The sequence below is a fragment of the Sporolactobacillus shoreicorticis genome, from assembly GCF_024125445.1.
GTDB lineage: Bacteria > Bacillota > Bacilli > Bacillales > Sporolactobacillaceae > Sporolactobacillus > Sporolactobacillus shoreicorticis.
Map to the genome: position 1 here is coordinate 228,380 of NZ_JAMXWM010000001.1, position 16,739 is coordinate 245,118.

The following is a 16,739-nucleotide window of genomic DNA, read 5'->3' on the forward strand; positions in this document are numbered from 1 at the left end:
TTCTCAATAGCTTGAAGGTGTTGAAACGAGAAGACAAAGTTGCTGAGCGGCGTTCAGGCACGAAGAGACAAAAAAATTTATGACCGGTTCGTTATTTAAAAAGTGATACTTCTCTGAGCTTAACATGCAACCGATCCAATCTTTTTCTCAGAGGAGATCGTGCATCGCTGATCTCAAGTTCTGATTGTTTTGCAATGATTCGGACTGCCTCATCCACTGAATAATGATCCATTTGAAGATGTATTCGATATTTTTTCTTGGACAGTTCCTTATGGCAATCCTCTGCCTGGCTGTACGCCCAGGAATGTCGTCCTTCCAGACGGCTGTGCAATCGTTTCAGCAGCGTCTCTTTCCTGAGCATGAGGGTAAAGTGCCGTACGTGGAGCTGATTTTTCAGCAGTCTGCCAATGATTCGGTCGTAAGTCGTAAAGTGCTTCATTCATTAATGTCATCGGGACGATCAGCACCCCCGTGTACGATTGAGCAATTCTGGCTAAGTGTTGGGCCACAATCGGAGCCCATTCAGGATCGGACTGAAAATTTGATTTGGCAAGCATTTTCGGGGTGTTCTTCATCAGCGCGTAACCGAAATATTCGGGATCATAGACGAACGAATCCGGAAGGCATTTGTTCAGTTCATGGGCTGTTGTCGTTTTCCCGGAACCAAATGTCCCGTTAATCCAAATAATGCACGCCATCTGATCACCACCATTCATAAATAAAAAGTTATGAAAAGTTTACTCTATTTTAAATGAAAATGCGAAAAATCAGAGCAGAAGATTCATTGTGTCCGCTTCTCTGAGAAGCATTTATTGAAAAGACTTCGGTCAATGAATCACTTTTTAGGGTGAATAAGTTCTTTACACTGTTTAAAATAAGAACTGAAAAAGGTGTGCTTTTTCAGGATGAGGCGTGCGTGAAAGTGGCAAGCAAGAAGAACGCATTAAGACTGCTGATCGGTATTCTTATCGTGTTGTCCGTTCTCACTTTGTATTTCTCTGTGCTTGGTTTTAGAACTTCGACACTTAATCGAGGTGTTCCCATCCCGCGTTTTGCAACTGTTATGAAAGCAGATCAAGCATCAAGTGAAATCGTATCACTGGGGAAATCTGCAAAAAGCAGAGAGAATGGCTTTACAGTATAGAACAGCACTGCGCCTGTGGGGATGGAACAAAAAGAATCGGTCCGGCACAAAGAATGTCTATGAAAAAAGGAAGCGCATTCTTAATATCATTGTCATGGCGGACACAGAATTGTTGTCTACTGAGGAAATCATTCAGATCCGAATTAATAAACGGATGAGCGTAAATCTTGTGCGGACTGTTGGAGTAAAAGGAGGAAACGGATGGCAAACGTAGAAGTGATAAAGAAATTCTGGAATTCATTTAAAATGAAATTCGGGATCACGCATGATGATTACCAAGCATGGGCATTCGGCGATACGCCTGAGATGGCAAATCAATTGGCTGATTTGATTGTCAAAGGCATCAAAACCGCGACGACATCAGCCTATGACTTGTATGAAAAGGACGAGCCACTGCCACAGGTCGGTGAATATAATATCATTCTTGATGGCAGCAGTGCACCGGTTGCAATCATCAAAACCGTGGTCGTTGAAATCGTTCCTTTTAACGAAGTAACGTGGGAGCATGCGTACCATGAAGGTGAGGGCACCCGCTCGCCTACTGGCGCTGTGTTCACGAATCCTTTTTCAAACAGAAATATGCAGAAGCCGGTCTGGAATTTCATAACACTCGGAAACGTTCAAGATAAGCGGGTCGCAATGAGCATTTAAATTTACTCTATGATTTGACTATGTTTTGGAGGATGGATCATGATCAATTATGCAACCAAGGAAGCCTTAATCAGAGAAATCCAAAAAACGGCTAAACTTTTCATTAACGAATTCGATGATGTTCCGGAAACGAAACGACATGTGCGCATTGAAGCAGTGGACAAAACGCCGCATGAGATGATCGCTTATCAACTCGGCTGGCTGAGTCTGGTGATGGGCTGGGAAAATAAAGAGCTCGCCGGTCAGGAAGTGATCACACCTTCGCCTGATCTTAAGTGGAATCAACTTGGATTGCTTAATCAACAATTTTACTGTCAATACGGCGATTGCTCCTTAAAAGATCTTCGCGAACTGTTTGAAGACAAGGTCAAGACATGGTGTACTTGGATTAATGGACTAAGCGATGATGAACTTTTTACACCCGGAGTGCGAAGATGGACGGTGACGAGTGCGAACTGGCCAATGTGGAAATGGATACATATTAATTCCGTTGCCCCATTCAAAAGTTTTCGAACGAAAATCAGAAAGTGGAAAAAATATTGTCAACAGGAGTTCGGCGGCAAGAACAAGTTTCTTTTCCCAACATAATGAGGTGATCTGATGTTTCAATTAGTTGAATTAACCCCTGAACTTGAAGTTCCTTTTAATCGTTACTTGTCAGAATGGAAAGATTCAGGAGAAGAAATTATTCCGGCTGCATCCGAAAAGGGCCCGATCTCCTATCAGCAATTTCTTGCAAATTTGGAAGAAGAAAAGACTGACGTTGTACGCAAGCGCGGCTGGGTGCCGGCAACTTTATATTTTCTGACGGACGGGGACAATCATCTCTATGGTGCGGTACATTTGCGTCATGAATTGAATGATGCCTTACTGGAGTTAGGAGGACATATCGGGTACGGCGTTCGGCCTTCCGAACGGCATAAGGGCTGCGCGGTCAAAATGCTGGAACTGGCTCTTGACAAGGCAAGAGCTCTAAATCTTAAGCGCGTTCTGCTCACATGTGATCGAGAGAACATCGGTTCCGCAAAAACGATTATTCATAATGGTGGCATTCTTGAAAACGAGATCCGTCATGGAGAGAGGATCACGCAGCGCTACTGGATTGCGCTTTAGAACAACCGAGTGGTTTTAAGTCAAAAGATCAATCGGGGAGGGAGTATGGAAGCAAAATGAACAGAGATGAGATGGGGCGACTTTTTCAAAGTTATGTCAACGGATGGAAGAAAAGCGACAAACAGTTAATTCTAAGTACCTGTGACGCTTCCTGTGAAATCGTTGAATGCTATGGCTCCGTGTATAAAGGAACCAAACAAATAGAAACATGGATTGATGCTTGGATAAACAGGAAGTATCGGGTGAAGCAGTGGGCGATCATAAACCAATACGTCGATACAGTTTCATTAACAGCTGTTTTTGAATGGTCTTTTAAATGCTATTCGGAAAACAAAGACCATCATTTCAACGGATGCAGCATTGTTCAATATAATCGCAGATCTATTCAATGCATAAGAGAATATAGAATGGAAGCTGTTCATTATTATCCTTATCAATAGGTTGCCTGCGGCTTTGGGCTACTGCCTGCAAAAAATACGACTATTGTCCGGTAAAGGGGCTGCTTTCATTTGAAAATAATCCAATACTTGGAACAGAGTGATCGTGAGTTTATAAGAAAAAAGGTCATTGAACATAATATGGAACAAATTCCGGACAGGCTTAAAACATCGGTTAAAACGGTCGGTTTTATCTTAAAGGATGAACAGCAGGAAACAGTGGGCGGAATCACAGGAACTATGTTCTGGAGGCATCTGCATATTGATTTCTTGTGGGTTGATAAAACAATCCGTGGTAAAGGATATGGCAGTAAATTGTTGAATAAGATGGAGCATTTTGCACGGGAAAACAAATGCCGCTTTATTGATTTGGATACATTCAGTTTTCAGGCTCCTGAATTTTATAAAAAACACGGATTTCAAGTTTTTGGTATGCTTGAAGATCATCCGGAGGGATTTAATCACTATTTTTTACAAAAAAGATATTCGAAATAAAGAAGATGTCTGTGGAATAAAAAATTTTTTCTCAAAAAGAAGTGCGTATATGTCAAATTCCGATTGGTTTACAGTCGAAAAGATTGATACCCATACTTATGCGATCAGTGAGTACGGGCATTGGGAACATGTCCACGCCTACCTATTAATCGGGCGGAAGCAAGCAGCACTCATTGATACAGGAATTGGTATAGGGGATATAAGCTTCGTTGTTGAACAGCTGACGCAACTCCCGGTAATTGTATTGACCACTCACGTTCATTGGGATCATATTGGTGGTCATGGGTTGTTCAAGAAAATATATGTTCATAAGAAAGAAAAAAGCTGGTTGGAAAACGGCATTCCGGGCTTATCTATCAAGCAGATTCGTAAAGATGTTTTTAAGGATCTGACAAAACCGATTCCTTCATCGGTGCGGCCTGAAAGCTACTATCCCTTCAAAGGAAAACCAACCGGAGTGTTTCAAGACATGGATGTCTTTGAACTTGGCACGCGAAAACTTAATGTCATTGACACTCCGGGTCATTCACCCGGCCATGTATGCTTCTATGATGAATCAACGGGCTATCTGTTCTCCGGCGACTTAATTTATACAGGAACACCAATTTACGCTTTCTATCCTTCGACTGATCCACTTGAATTAGTAAAGTCTTTTAAGAAGGTTGCTCATTTGGAAAAAGAAGTTTCAAAAGTTTTTGGCGGACATAACGAAATGGGACTGGATGCTTCCATTTTACATGAAGCAGGGCTGGATGCTGAGTGGCTGATTCAACATGATTTGGTTAAATTCGGTACAGGAACACATCATTTTCAAAGGTTGAGTGTTCAATTCTAACTCTATAGCTGTGTCGCCTGAAAGGCCATGTAACGGATGACGACATAAAAGATATATGAAAAGAAATTCATGACTATGGATACACGCGCATTTTTTACGGTTACGATTATGCCGGCATTTACGCCGAGTTCGAATCATTTAATGGCAATGAAATAGATTAAGCAGAGTGATCTTAAAATGATAACCTTTATTAAATATAAAACGATTGATCGCAATTATTATCGACAGGCTTTGACACTAAGAAATAGGGTTTTAAGAAAACCAATCGGCAAAGATATCTACAGCGAGGATTTGTCGGTTGAAAAGGATAATGATTTCTATGCGGCATTAATTGATAACAAGGTCGTTGCTACGTTTAGTGTTTTTGCCGAAGCACCACAAATTGCTCACTTGACTGCGTTTGCTGTTGAGCCTGAATTTCAAAAGCAGGGCATTGGATCAAAACTCTTAATTGATGCGATTGGTGACTTAAAAAGGAAACATTTCAAACAAATCAAAGTAAATGCCCGATCAACAGCATATGGTTTTTATCAAAAGAATGGTTTTAAAGCGGTCGGTCATAAATATCATAACGATCGGCTTGGTATCGATGACTACCTGATGATTTATGAAATCACTAAATCCTAGTGGAAGATATCGAATCCTCCACATCGTTTCCACTAAGCATTTGCATGACGTCTTTCTTGCCCCGCTTGAAAGTTCCAGATCTATTTTTCTCCATTTGCGATTTCTGAACAGAAGAACTAAGATGTCTATGAGTTTGGCTTACCTAGTCTGAATTACCTTTTTTAATTTATCCGATTTGAAAGGGCATTGGAGGTTTTTTAATGAAGCGTCTGATCATCCTATTTGCTACGTTTTTCTTGATTATCCTTTCCGGTTGCAGTGCGCGCGCAACATCAACCTCAGCGGTAAACGTTTCAAAGGAACATCAAAACACGGATTCCACCAACCATTCATCAAAAAATAAGAGCAGTGACCACGCTGAAGATCATTCTGATATAGATATGGGTCAAAATTCAGTAAATGACCAAGAAAGTGATCATTCCGATTCTGCTGGCGCTTCCTCAACAAGTGATACGACTGACCAGTCATCAAGTACGAATACGAGTAAAAACAGCCAGCCAGCCCAAGCTGATTCAAGTTCTAGCAGCACAAACACGGGTAACGTTACCCTCTCTACTAGTGCCTCTGCTCAGTTATATTTGAAACAGCAATTAAAAATGGATCACAATAACGATCTATTATTTGACGATATGGGAGGATTGCTGAATAAAGACAAAAAAGGTTCATACTATATGATCAAATTGATCTCCAAATCGCTTCGAAAAAATGGCGGCAGCGGAACGGTCGGCTTATATAAAGTCTATAAAAATGGGATTTATGAGTTAGCACAATGAAATGATTCATCACTAAATTGATCGAGATTAAGTTTTGTACTTCTTTTCATGTTACGAATTCTGCAAATGAGCGATACTTTTTTGTCGGGGAGGTATTTATGGCGTTGTTTGATTTTCTCTCTTTTTTATTTAGTCTTATTTTCTTGCGCAATCCACAAATTCAGGTGAATTTAGAGTATCTTGAAGGAGAGGCTTGGTTTAAACAGCAGTATGGCCGGAAGTTGCTAAACGATTATCGGTTCAGAAAATTTATCAAGAAATACAATCTTAAAAAAGTATTTCAGGACGATGAACAGAAAGAAAAATTTAAGCGGGAGCTAGGTCAGTGGGGTGCTGCTCGCAATTCATAGCGGTTATGCGTCATTTTGAACACGAGGTGAATAAATCTAGTAGGGGATACGGTGAGCAAAAATATGTGTGCGAATCAGAACTTTTTTCAAACGGCTCAAGCCTTTTGTAATTTCCTTGAACAAAATCGCTGCGTTGACGAATTAGATGATTATAAACAATTGCATCGGCAGTTGCTCATTCTCTATCAGGCTGCATCTTCACTGGAATACTCAGACTGTGATTATGATGGAGGGCAAGAAACCGTTAATCTGCCGGTCATTGAAGTGAAAAAGTATGATGTGTACTGGGAAATCTTTGATCCTTATCATCCGGATGAACCATTAACAGGAAGTCTGAGCGATGATTTGTCCGATATTTACGCAGAACTTAAAGCAGGTATGCAGCTGTATAAAAAGAATGAGATCGATGAAGCTGCCTGGCACTGGAAGCTCGGCTTCGACAGTCATTGGGGGTTTCATCTTGTCGATGCGCTGCGCGCATTACACTATGTCATTTCCAGAGAGATTGATTCGGAATAATTTTTATTGAAATTTTCGAGGATAGTGGTGGCATGGAAGCAGAAAAAAGGGACTCTCTGATTTTGAGAGTACCCTTATGATCAGCAAATAGTTAGTTTTGTTTTTTCACGACGGGAATGTAGATCGCGCATACCTTGTCGTTATCGGTCATGCAGGTGTCATCGTACAGTTCAAAGTCGGCAGAATTCGGTGCATATTCATACTCGGACCTCGGAAACCATTCGTTAAAGATGTAGTTCCATGTGCCCTGAATCGCAGAAACAAAGTTGGCAGCATTACTGGGCGGCGTGGAAAAGACGGCATAAGTGGCGCTTGGAAGCTCGCGAACCTGATAGCTGTCCGGAATTGTTGCTTCTTTAAGCGGCTCAACGCCAATCACATACTCAAATGCTCCGGTCTGCGGATCTTCCGGGAAGCATGCCCCATACTCGTCATGCTTTTTGACAAATGATTCGGCGTGAAGCTTTTTCATCCTGCCGTCCGTCATATAGTCTTTCCAAAACTGAGGGATGGCCTGACTGTTTTCTCCGTCAGTTGCCGTTGTTTTCAATACATAGCCGGCAATTTTTACTGCAGGAAGTGTCACAAATTTCGGTTCCATAATAATTCCTCCAATCGAATAGGTGTTGGTGCAGGGAAGGTTTGGCGGCTGAGGCCAAGCACCATGTGCATGCAAACGGTACGTTCCCGGCGAGCAGCCGAAATAACGGCGAAATGCCTTGCTGAAGCCGGATTGAGTCTCAAATCCATACTTCAGTGAAAGATCAAGAATGCGCTGTCCGGATGCGAGCTCATAGGCGGCAAAAGCAAGGCGGCGGTTCCGCACATAAGCCATTACCGAATAGCCGGTTCCCCATTGGAAAACCCGGCCGAAATGCCAGGGAGAAAATCCGGCACGAGCCGCCAGTAAATCTAAGCTAATCGCATCGGTAATATGTTCGTCAACATAGTCGAGAATATCTTGCAAGATTTCCATTGTGTTCATGGGGTTTTTCCCTCCAACCGTACGGTACGTTCAGTATATCAGTCTGCGTAAAAAGATGTTGTTCCAAATTTGCGGAGTTTACTACTTCTTCAAATGCAATGTTATTAGAAAAATTTATAGATAGCGGGTTCAGAAAAATCGATCTATGTTAAGATAATGATAGAATGTTAACTTTACTATAAAGAGGGCATGAACAATGAGAAAATATGCAATTATTGGTCTTGGTCATGTCGGCGCTGCGGTTGCATTTCAACTCGTATTAAAGGGGATTGCCGATGAGCTGATTCTTATTGATACGAACGAAGGTCTGGCACGCGCCGAACAATTGGATCTGCAGGACATGCAAGGCCGCATTGACACAAGGACCATCATTAAAATTAATGATTACAGTGAGCTTGCCGATACGGACATTTTGTTCATTACTGCCGGCAATATTCTTGCGTATAAGGAGAAGCAGGCACAAGGCAATCGCTGGGCCGAATTCAAATACACGAAGAATATCGTGCAGGATATCGCGCCTAAAGTCAAAGCCTCTGGTTTTCACGGCGTTGCCATTGATACAATGAATCCTTGCGACGCAATTACGCAGTATTTTCAGGAAAATACCGGCCTGAGCAGGCAGCAGGTGTTTGCGACAGGCACATTCCTTGATACGGCGCGGATGCAGAAAGTGGTATCGGATCAATTTGACTGTGATCCGAAAAATGTTACTGGTTTTGTATATGGCGAACACGGTGAATCCCAATTTACCGCATGGTCGACGGTTCAAGTAAACGGCTTGCCAATTACGGAACTTGCTAAAGAACGGAACCTCAATCTGGCTGATCTGGAAGAAGCTGCGCGGCGCGGCGGTTGGGAAGTTTATAAGGGCAAGGGCTACACAAGCTGGGCCATTTCGACCTGCGCAGTTAAACTAAGCCAAGCGGTTCTGTCTGATGCCCGTGCCGCTTGCATTTGCTCCTGCTACAGTGAGAAGTACGGCACCTATGTCGGTCAACCGGCAATTATCGGTAAAAACGGTGTTGAAGAAGTGACCGTCCTGCCGCTGACTGATGAAGAAGAAGCGCGATTCAAACATTCGGCAGATACGATCAAGGAAAAATTTCAAGCGTTTGACAAGCAGCCAAACTAACCTTAAAAAAATAAAATGAAAACACGGCAGACCGAATGTTATTCGGTCTGCCGTGTTGTTGTCTGTGCAATCGGAACAATTAAAAGAAAGGCGGCAACTTTAATGATAAGTGAAACCAATATTTATGTACCGTAGGCATATTTTTCCATCTAAGTTGCCTCTTCACATCAAGCTGAAACTTAATTTAAACGGATCGAAAAAAATTTTAAAAAAGGGGTTGTTACCCAAGAAAAACGGAGTTATATTGTATTAGGGAATTAAAGTTTCTCAAAAGAAACTTTAATTCTGATAAGAAAGAATGTAACCTGAGGGAATAAGGAGGGCAAGCGAATCGAAACTTAAAAAAGTGAAGCATTTAAGAAAAGTGTTGCTCCGGCAATAAAGAAATTATGGTCATGATAATAATCGCTTTCCGATCTTATTCAGTTGGTTTTTGCTGTGACCATGATTTTCTTATCGCAAGAACAGGCGTGTCTTAGATGAGGCTGAGTATCAATTGATAGACGTTTCATTGATAATGATTCACGGGTTCAGCAAGAAAAAAATAGTGATGCGTAAAAAGAAAGGTGTGAAAGTATGGCTGAACTGGAAAATGTTAAGCAATCGCAACGCAATAAATTTATTAAGTATGCAAACGGACCAAGTCTTGAGGAAATAAACAGTACAGTTCCTGTACCTAAGGAAGGGAGCTTTTGGCGGACACTGGCCGCTTTCTCAGGTCCGGGTGCGCTGGTCGCTGTCGGCTATATGGATCCTGGTAACTGGGTGACATCGATTGGCGGTGGTGCGCAATATGGTTATCTATTAATTTCAGTTATTCTTATTTCAAGTTTGATTGCCATGCTGCTGCAATATATGTCTGCAAAACTGGGAATTGTTGCGCGCATGGATTTGGCCCAGGCGACACGGGCGCATACGGGCAAAGTACTTGGGGTGATTCTCTGGATTACAACAGAAGCCGCGATCTGTGCAACTGATATTGCTGAGGTTATTGGTGGTGCGATCGCACTGCAGCTATTGTTCCACATTCCGCTGGTAGTCGGCGTTTCGCTGACAGTTCTTGATGTTTTGCTGCTTCTTTTGCTCACCAAGCTGGGATTTAGAAAAATTGAAGCCATTGTTATTACACTCATTGCAGTCATCCTGCTTGTTTTCTTATATGAAGTAGCTATTTCTAACCCGAATATTGCTGCAATGTTTGCCGGCTTTGTTCCGAAGCCTGAAATTCTCCATACGGGACAATTAACAATGGCTCTGGGCATTGTCGGCGCGACGGTTATGCCGCACAATTTGTACTTGCATTCCTCGATCGCACAGTCGCGTAACATCAATCACAGCAATGAAGAAGAGGTTGCAAAGGCAGTTAAGTTTGCAACTTGGGATTCAAATATTCAACTGTCCGGTGCCTTTATCATCAACTGCCTGCTGCTCGTATTAGGTGCGGCGTTGTTCTTTGGGCATGGCGAAGGTCTCGGCACATTTACTTCTCTTTTCAATGCTTTACAGGATAATAAGTTAGCCGGTGCCGTTGCAAGTCCTGTTTTAAGTATTCTGTTTGCCGTCGCACTTCTTGCTTCCGGTCAAAATTCAACGATTACCGGTACGTTGACCGGGCAGATTGTCATGGAAGGCTACGTTCACATGAAGGTGCCGCTGTGGGCTCGCCGTCTGATTACACGTCTGATTTCTGTTATTCCTGTTTTAGCCTGCACGATTATTTATCACGGTGAAGAAAGCGCAATGGATAACTTGCTTGTAAACTCGCAAGTATTCCTGTCCGTCGCTCTGCCGATATCGATGATTCCGCTGACGCTTTTTACCAGCTCAAAGAAAATAATGGGTGAACGTTTTGTTAATAAAAAATGGGTAACGCTTGTTGCCTGGTTATGTACCATTGTGCTCACCTATCTTAACTTGCAAATTGTTTGGCAATTCATTACATCCTTGTGATGATCGAATGGAGGAATAAAGTTGGAAGATGATTTTTCACATATAATTGTGGGTGTTGATGATTCGGCAGATGCGCAGCTGGCTTTCAGATATGCTATGAATCGTGCAAAAAAGGATAAACTAAAATTGACCATTGTTTCTATATTGGAAAAAGACGAGATGAATGTGTATCAGGCCTTAAATAAAGACTTCATACATGGTAAGCGTGAGGACCTGGAAAAACATGTTCAGCTTTACAAAAAAACGGCTTTGGATTATGGTGTTGAAAAGGTTGATGCCATTGTAGCTGAAGGTGAACCCGGTGAAGCGATTGTTAAAGACATTATTCCGCATACGGATGCTGATTTATTGATTGTTGGTTCCGAAGATAAAAAGGGTATTGCCAAACACTTTGGCAGTCAAGCCGCATATATGGCAAAATATGCGCCCATATCCGTTCTCGTGGTTCGCTGATTTTTCAGAAAGGCATTACAAAGTGATTTTGATGCTGATCGACTACTTTGGAATATTATGATTATAAACGCCTTGCAGGCATGTTTCTCTGCAGGGCGTTTTTTAACAGGTAAAGAAAAATTTGGCGTTTTGTCTTGTTGATACGACGATCAATGTCATAAGATTCGGTTGGACGAGCAGGAATTGCCCAATCTGAAAAATAGACGGAGAAATTCCGCTTATCGAATCGAAAAACGTGAAAATGGTGGATTTTGCGTTGCATAAGCGGAAAAATTACCCTTATGTACCCGCGAAACAAGCGCTATGATGCATATAACTGGAAAAATTCCGCTTATTTTTATACGGGGCAGCACGATAGCCACCGCATCCTGCGGGAGTACAGGCCTGGAGATACTCAGGAGGCATTTGCTTGTTTGAGGAGGCTTCTAGACTGCCCGCGGTCGCGCCTGTTGATGCGAGCAACCGGAGCGCATTCAAAACCAGGTGTTTTTGCCCGGTTTTTCTAACAATCATTTGAATTTTTTGTGGGAATTATGTGTTATTTCAGTTAAAATAATTGTAGCGACAAAAAACGAACCACAAAGGATCCTGAGCAATGACATCCGAAAAAGAAAAAATGATTCGCGGCGAACTGTACGATGCGTCGGATCCGCAATTAAAAAAAGATCGACTAAATGCCCGGGCGCTAACCCGGTTATTTAATGAGACATTGGAAACTGAGCGGGATAAAAGAATAACCCTATTGAAGCAGCTCTTCGGTTCGACCGGGGAACAGCTTTTTATTGAGCCGATTTTTCATTGTGACTACGGATACAATATCCACGTTGGCGAGCATTTCTATGCAAATTTTGACTGTGTCTTTTTAGATATCTGTGAGATTCATATTGGGGATAACTGCATGCTTGCACCGGGTGTGCATATTTATACGGCGGCGCATCCGCTTGATGCAAAGCTGCGTATATCAGGCGCGGAATTTGGCAAGCCGGTAACAATTGGCGATAATGTTTGGATTGGCGGCAGGTCTGTGATTAATCCTGGGGTCACAATTGGGAATAACGTTGTTGTCGGTTCAGGTTCGGTTGTCACTAAAGATGTTCCGGATCATGTTGTTGTCGCCGGAAATCCCGCACGCATTTTGAAGAAAATAGTGGAATAAAAAAGATGCTTCTTGCACATTTAATCGAGACAGGTTCGATGATGAAACGTTTCGAACTGAGGCGTGAGTAAGTACTATTGAATCATATTTTTGCAAACGCTTACAAAAATATTGACTTAACTTATGGACCATTTTTATTCTGCAATTTGCAGGATTTGCAACGTTCTTTTTTGAAGAAATAAGAATAGAATCAATCAATTATGGAGGTGCACAATGTTTGGTGAACTGATCGGATACGCGAGGAACCAAAATCGAATAACGGTTGAATTTGAAAAGAACAAAGTCATCATAACCGTGATTACCCCTTCGATCATTAACTTTTTTGCAGCTCTTGCAAGTGAGCGGCGTCCGTCAAAAGCGATTGAACATCTAGAAGAGGCACCGGGTGTGCTCATTGTTGACTTTTCCGAAGGAGTACTGACGATTCGCACGGAACAATTAACGGTTAAAGTGACAAACGAATTTGAGGTGACCATCTCGGGTCATTCCGGTGCGATTCTCAGTGAAGATTATCGTGGAACGGGTACAGCTTTTATTCGAAGAGGAGCGGGAGAAGGGATTGCCATGGCGGCTGAGGAAGGTCATAAACTTTCTTCAGCCGAGGAAAAAATCAGCTATAAATTAAAAAAGAAACTGAATCCGAACACGTTCTTTTACGGACTTGGCGAGAAGACGGGTCATTTAAATAAAAAAGGATACCACTACAGGATGTGGAATACAGATGATCCTTCTCCACATGTTGAGAGCTTTGAAACTTTGTACAAATCAATCCCGTTTCTTATTGCATTGAAAGACAATCAGGCGTTCGGTTACTTCTTTGATACTACCTTTGAATCGCAATTTGATTTGGGGAAGGAGAACAGTGAATACTACAGTTTCGCAGCAGTGGGCGGCAATCTTGATTACTTTTTTATTTATGGTCCTTCAGTTAAAGAAGTTGTCACCGGTTATACAAAACTGACCGGAACGACGCCGCTGCCGCAGCTTTGGACACTTGGGTATCAGCAAAGTCGCTGGGCCTACGCTCCTGAAGCACGGCTTAATGAGGTAGCCGATACATTTCGTAAAAAAGCGATTCCGTGTGATGTTCTGCATCTTGACATCGATTATATGGACGGCTATCGTGTATTCACTTGGGATCGCAAGAAGTTTCCCAATCCGGAAGAACTGCTGAAAAAGTTAAAGACGCAAGGGTTCAAAGTGGTCACGATTATTGATCCGGGAGTCAAGAAGGATCGAGGTTACTCTATTTATGATCAAGGACTCGCCAATCACTACTTTGCAACGGATAAGGATGGCATTCCTTATGTGAATCAGGTTTGGCCGGGCGATGCTCTGTTCCCCGATTTTTCCAATGAGAACGTGAGAAACTGGTGGGCGGACAATCAGAAAATTATGACCAATCTCGGCGTTTCCGGCATTTGGAATGACATGAATGAACCGGCCAGTTTTAAAGGACCGCTTCCGGACGATGTTCAATTCAACAATGACGGTATTCAAACCGATCATCGCGAAATTCATAATGTTTACGGGCATTATATGGCGAAAGCGACGTATGAGGGAATCAAGCGGGCAACAGGCAAACGCCCTTTTGTTATTACACGTGCATGCTATGCCGGCACGCAGAAATATTCCACCGTCTGGACCGGAGACAATCAGAGCCTTTGGGAACATTTGCGTATGGCGTTGCCGATACTGATGAATCTTGGGCTCAGCGGTGTCACATTTTGCGGGACGGATGTCGGCGGTTTTGGTTTTGACTGTACCTCCGAACTGCTGTCGCGCTGGGTGCAGGTCGGTGCATTTACCCCGCTGTTCCGCAACCACTCCAGTATTTTCACGCGCGATCAGGAACCGTGGGCGTTTGATGAACAGACCGAATCGATCAATCGAAAATACATCAATTTACGTTATCAGCTGCTTCCCTATTTATACGATCTGCTCCATGATGAAGAGATCAGCGGATTGCCGATCATGCGGCCGCTGCTGCTTGACTATCAAAACGATCCGAAAACTTATGAGATCAACGATCAATTTCTTTGCGGGGAAGCGATTCTTGTCGCACCCGTGGTCGAACAAGGTGCTAAGAAGCGGCTGGTTTACTTGCCGAAGGGCAGCCGATGGATTGATTTCTGGACGAAGGAAAGCCATCAGGGCGGCCAATACATTGTGAAGACAGCGCCGCTTGACGTCTGCCCGATCTATGTTAAAGCAGCAAGCTTCATCCCTCTCTACCCTGTTCAAAATTATGTTGGCGAAAAAGCAGTAAATCAATTGACACTGGATCTGTATCTGCCTGAAAAGGGTGAGGCGGGCAGCTATATACATTATCAGGATGATGGAGAAAGCTTCGATTATCGCAAGGGAAGCTACAATCTTTATGAATTTACTGCTCACTTGGACGCATCAAATAAGGAACTCCATGTATCATTGAGTCGGACACATAACGGTTACGAGAAAAGCTACGACTCTTTTATACTCATTTTGAACAACACTGAGGCGCAATCCGTTTCATTGAATGACGCGCCGATACCATTCGAAGTCACGAAAGACCATACGGTTGTAACCGCTGAAGGCGGGGAACTGCATATTAAGCTGTAACCGAATTGGATGAGAGTATGATCGGCACAAAACAAATTCCTGGAGAAATAATTCTTTGGGAATTTGTTTTGTGTATTGTTTTTAGGCCCGATTTGGAAAATCAATGTTCATTTTTCGTATGTTTCATCATAAATGTACCGCTATAATTTAACTAAGGGTAGCACCAGCAGAACTTTGCTCAATTGAAACGGGGTGTCTGTCAGTGATTAGCGATGAGTCGATGAAAAGAGAATATTATCAAGCTCTGGTCGAGCGGGATTCTGCATATGATGGAATTTTCTTTGTGGGTATTAAAACAACCGGTGTGTTCTGCCATGCGACGTGTCCGGCGAGAAAGCCGAATTATGAAAATTGCCTGTTTTATAAGACAGCGGAAGAAGCGCTTCTCGCAGGTTTTCGCCCATGTAAGCGATGCAAACCCTTATCATTTCCGCAAAAACAATTGCCGCTTGTTCAAAAAATGGTCGCTCTCGTTGAAGAAAACCCTGAGAAGAGATGGAAGGATTCCGATTTCAGTGAGCTAGGCGTTCATGCCGCGACGGCCCGAAGACAATTCAAGAAGAACTATAATATGACCTTTGTACAGTACGCCAGAGCAAGGAGAATGGGAATCGCGATGAATGCCATACGGACGGGAGAAAAAATTATTAATACACAAATTGATTCGGGATACGCGTCTTCGAGCGGATTCCATGATGCGTTTTCCAAGATTATGGGCAGAACACCAAACAGATCTAGGAAGATAAAAATACTTTATGCAAAGTGGATTGATACCCCCTTAGGGCCCATGGTGAGCATTGCGGATGAAGATTTTCTCTATTTGCTCGAGTTTGCCGACAGACGAGGATTGGAACGAGAAATTGAGCGCTTAAGAAATCGGTTAAACGCCGCGATTATACCGGGAGCAACGAAACGATCGGATCAAATAAAAGAGGAACTCCATGACTATTTTGATCATGAACTGAGCATGTTTGAAACACCAATTATGTTTATCGGTTCCGATTTTCAAAAAAGTGTCTGGAAACAGTTAATGAAGCTAAAGATGGGCGAGACGGCAACTTATAAAGATCTGGCCGTGCTGATCGGAAATCCGAAGGCTGTTCGCGCAATCGGGAATGCGAACGGTGCCAATCAACTCGCAATTATTGTTCCATGCCATCGGGTCATTCAATCGGATGGAACACTCGGGGGATACGGCGGTGGAGTTGAACGAAAGAAATGGCTGCTGGCCCATGAACAATCGGAACAGTGATCGATGCGACAGATCGAATTTTGTAGGCGGCCTTTTTCTTGATTGTCTAAACTCCGTTCCTTTGTTACACTTTAATTGATTATAAAAAAATTAGGAGGGGTTCCCTTTGACAGCATCCATGAGATTAAGAATCACTGCTTTCATTCGCTAACTAAATATGTTTGAGAGCTCTGACTGTGCTTGGAGCAACGGGAGTGGTCTGTCTGTTTTTAGGGAATTTAATAAATATAGATAATTTACAAGAGGGGATCAATCGCCCCTCTTTT

Annotated in this window: 20 protein-coding genes; 18 read left to right on the forward strand and 2 right to left on the reverse strand. The window is 42.7% G+C overall.

The features are described 5' to 3' along the window. Positions 1-269: 269 nt before the first annotated feature. A complete protein-coding gene (locus NIE88_RS01050; protein WP_253057843.1) occupies positions 270-698 on the reverse strand; it encodes an AAA family ATPase in 429 nt (142 codons plus the stop codon). Positions 699-916: 218 nt separating this feature from the next. On the opposite strand from NIE88_RS01050, the gene NIE88_RS01055 reads away from it, so the two are divergent. The 12 genes from NIE88_RS01055 to NIE88_RS01110 all read left to right on the forward strand — a co-directional run bounded on the left by NIE88_RS01055 (position 917) and on the right by NIE88_RS01110 (position 6,944). Next, positions 917-1,144, forward strand: a complete 228-nt coding sequence (locus NIE88_RS01055; protein ID WP_253057844.1) for a hypothetical protein — start codon at positions 917-919, stop codon at positions 1,142-1,144. Further along, on the forward strand, positions 1,128-1,358 hold the full coding sequence (locus NIE88_RS01060) for a hypothetical protein (RefSeq protein ID WP_253057845.1): 231 nt from the start codon (positions 1,128-1,130) through the stop codon (positions 1,356-1,358). The genes NIE88_RS01055 and NIE88_RS01060 overlap by 17 nt, the downstream gene beginning before the upstream one ends. After that, complete coding sequence (locus NIE88_RS01065; protein ID WP_253057846.1) at positions 1,346-1,795, forward strand: ASCH domain-containing protein; 450 nt, start codon at positions 1,346-1,348, stop codon at positions 1,793-1,795. The genes NIE88_RS01060 and NIE88_RS01065 overlap by 13 nt, the downstream gene beginning before the upstream one ends. A 39-nt stretch (positions 1,796-1,834) precedes the next feature. Then, on the forward strand, positions 1,835-2,383 hold the full coding sequence (locus NIE88_RS01070; protein WP_253057847.1) for a ClbS/DfsB family four-helix bundle protein: 549 nt from the start codon (positions 1,835-1,837) through the stop codon (positions 2,381-2,383). A 12-nt stretch (positions 2,384-2,395) separates the two neighbouring features. Further along, positions 2,396-2,908, forward strand: a complete 513-nt coding sequence (locus NIE88_RS01075; protein WP_253057848.1) for a GNAT family N-acetyltransferase — start codon at positions 2,396-2,398, stop codon at positions 2,906-2,908. Positions 2,909-2,964: 56 nt separating this feature from the next. After that, positions 2,965-3,348 carry a hypothetical protein gene (locus NIE88_RS01080; protein WP_253057849.1) on the forward strand — a complete coding sequence of 128 codons (384 nt, stop codon included), beginning with the start codon at positions 2,965-2,967 and terminating at the stop codon, positions 3,346-3,348. A gap of 69 nt (positions 3,349-3,417) precedes the next feature. Further along, positions 3,418-3,840: a GNAT family N-acetyltransferase gene (locus NIE88_RS01085; protein WP_253057850.1), complete on the forward strand. Its 423-nt coding sequence runs from the start codon at positions 3,418-3,420 to the stop codon at positions 3,838-3,840. Positions 3,841-3,889: 49 nt separating this feature from the next. Further along, complete coding sequence (locus NIE88_RS01090) at positions 3,890-4,675, forward strand: MBL fold metallo-hydrolase (RefSeq protein WP_253057851.1); 786 nt, start codon at positions 3,890-3,892, stop codon at positions 4,673-4,675. Positions 4,676-4,852: 177 nt separating this feature from the next. Beyond that, entirely contained in the window at positions 4,853-5,302 is a 450-nt protein-coding gene (locus NIE88_RS01095; RefSeq protein WP_253057852.1) for a GNAT family N-acetyltransferase, read from the forward strand. A 200-nt stretch (positions 5,303-5,502) separates the two neighbouring features. Beyond that, positions 5,503-6,075 (forward strand): putative periplasmic lipoprotein, encoded by a 573-nt coding sequence (locus NIE88_RS01100; protein WP_253057853.1) that lies wholly within the window; start codon positions 5,503-5,505, stop codon positions 6,073-6,075. A gap of 98 nt (positions 6,076-6,173) precedes the next feature. Then, positions 6,174-6,425: a hypothetical protein gene (locus NIE88_RS01105; protein ID WP_253057854.1), complete on the forward strand. Its 252-nt coding sequence runs from the start codon at positions 6,174-6,176 to the stop codon at positions 6,423-6,425. 51 nt (positions 6,426-6,476) lie between these two features. Then, positions 6,477-6,944 (forward strand): DUF5063 domain-containing protein, encoded by a 468-nt coding sequence (locus NIE88_RS01110; RefSeq protein ID WP_253057855.1) that lies wholly within the window; start codon positions 6,477-6,479, stop codon positions 6,942-6,944. Between the two features lie 91 nt (positions 6,945-7,035). Here the strand turns inward: NIE88_RS01110 and NIE88_RS01115 are convergent, their stop codons facing one another. Next, positions 7,036-7,929, reverse strand: a complete 894-nt coding sequence (locus tag NIE88_RS01115) for an AraC family transcriptional regulator (RefSeq protein WP_253057856.1) — start codon at positions 7,927-7,929, stop codon at positions 7,036-7,038. A 196-nt stretch (positions 7,930-8,125) separates the two neighbouring features. Here NIE88_RS01115 and NIE88_RS01120 point away from each other — a divergent pair, with 196 nt between their 5' ends. The 6 genes from NIE88_RS01120 (at position 8,126) to NIE88_RS01145 (ending at position 16,473) form a co-directional block, all read left to right on the forward strand. After that, positions 8,126-9,061, forward strand: coding sequence for an L-lactate dehydrogenase (locus NIE88_RS01120; protein WP_253057857.1), 936 nt, complete (start codon positions 8,126-8,128; stop codon positions 9,059-9,061). 576 nt (positions 9,062-9,637) lie between these two features. Further along, entirely contained in the window at positions 9,638-11,011 is a 1,374-nt protein-coding gene (locus NIE88_RS01125; protein ID WP_253057858.1) for an Nramp family divalent metal transporter, read from the forward strand. A gap of 21 nt (positions 11,012-11,032) precedes the next feature. Continuing rightward, positions 11,033-11,464, forward strand: coding sequence for a universal stress protein (locus NIE88_RS01130; RefSeq protein WP_253057859.1), 432 nt, complete (start codon positions 11,033-11,035; stop codon positions 11,462-11,464). A gap of 595 nt (positions 11,465-12,059) precedes the next feature. Next, the gene (locus tag NIE88_RS01135; RefSeq protein WP_253057860.1) at positions 12,060-12,620 is read left to right on the forward strand and encodes a maltose acetyltransferase domain-containing protein; all 561 of its coding nucleotides are present in this window, start codon (positions 12,060-12,062) and stop codon (positions 12,618-12,620) included. Between the two features lie 213 nt (positions 12,621-12,833). Next, positions 12,834-15,221, forward strand: a complete 2,388-nt coding sequence (locus NIE88_RS01140; RefSeq protein ID WP_253057861.1) for a glycoside hydrolase family 31 protein — start codon at positions 12,834-12,836, stop codon at positions 15,219-15,221. 205 nt (positions 15,222-15,426) lie between these two features. Further along, the gene (locus NIE88_RS01145; RefSeq protein WP_253057957.1) at positions 15,427-16,473 is read left to right on the forward strand and encodes a bifunctional transcriptional activator/DNA repair enzyme AdaA; all 1,047 of its coding nucleotides are present in this window, start codon (positions 15,427-15,429) and stop codon (positions 16,471-16,473) included. Positions 16,474-16,739 lie beyond the last annotated feature (266 nt).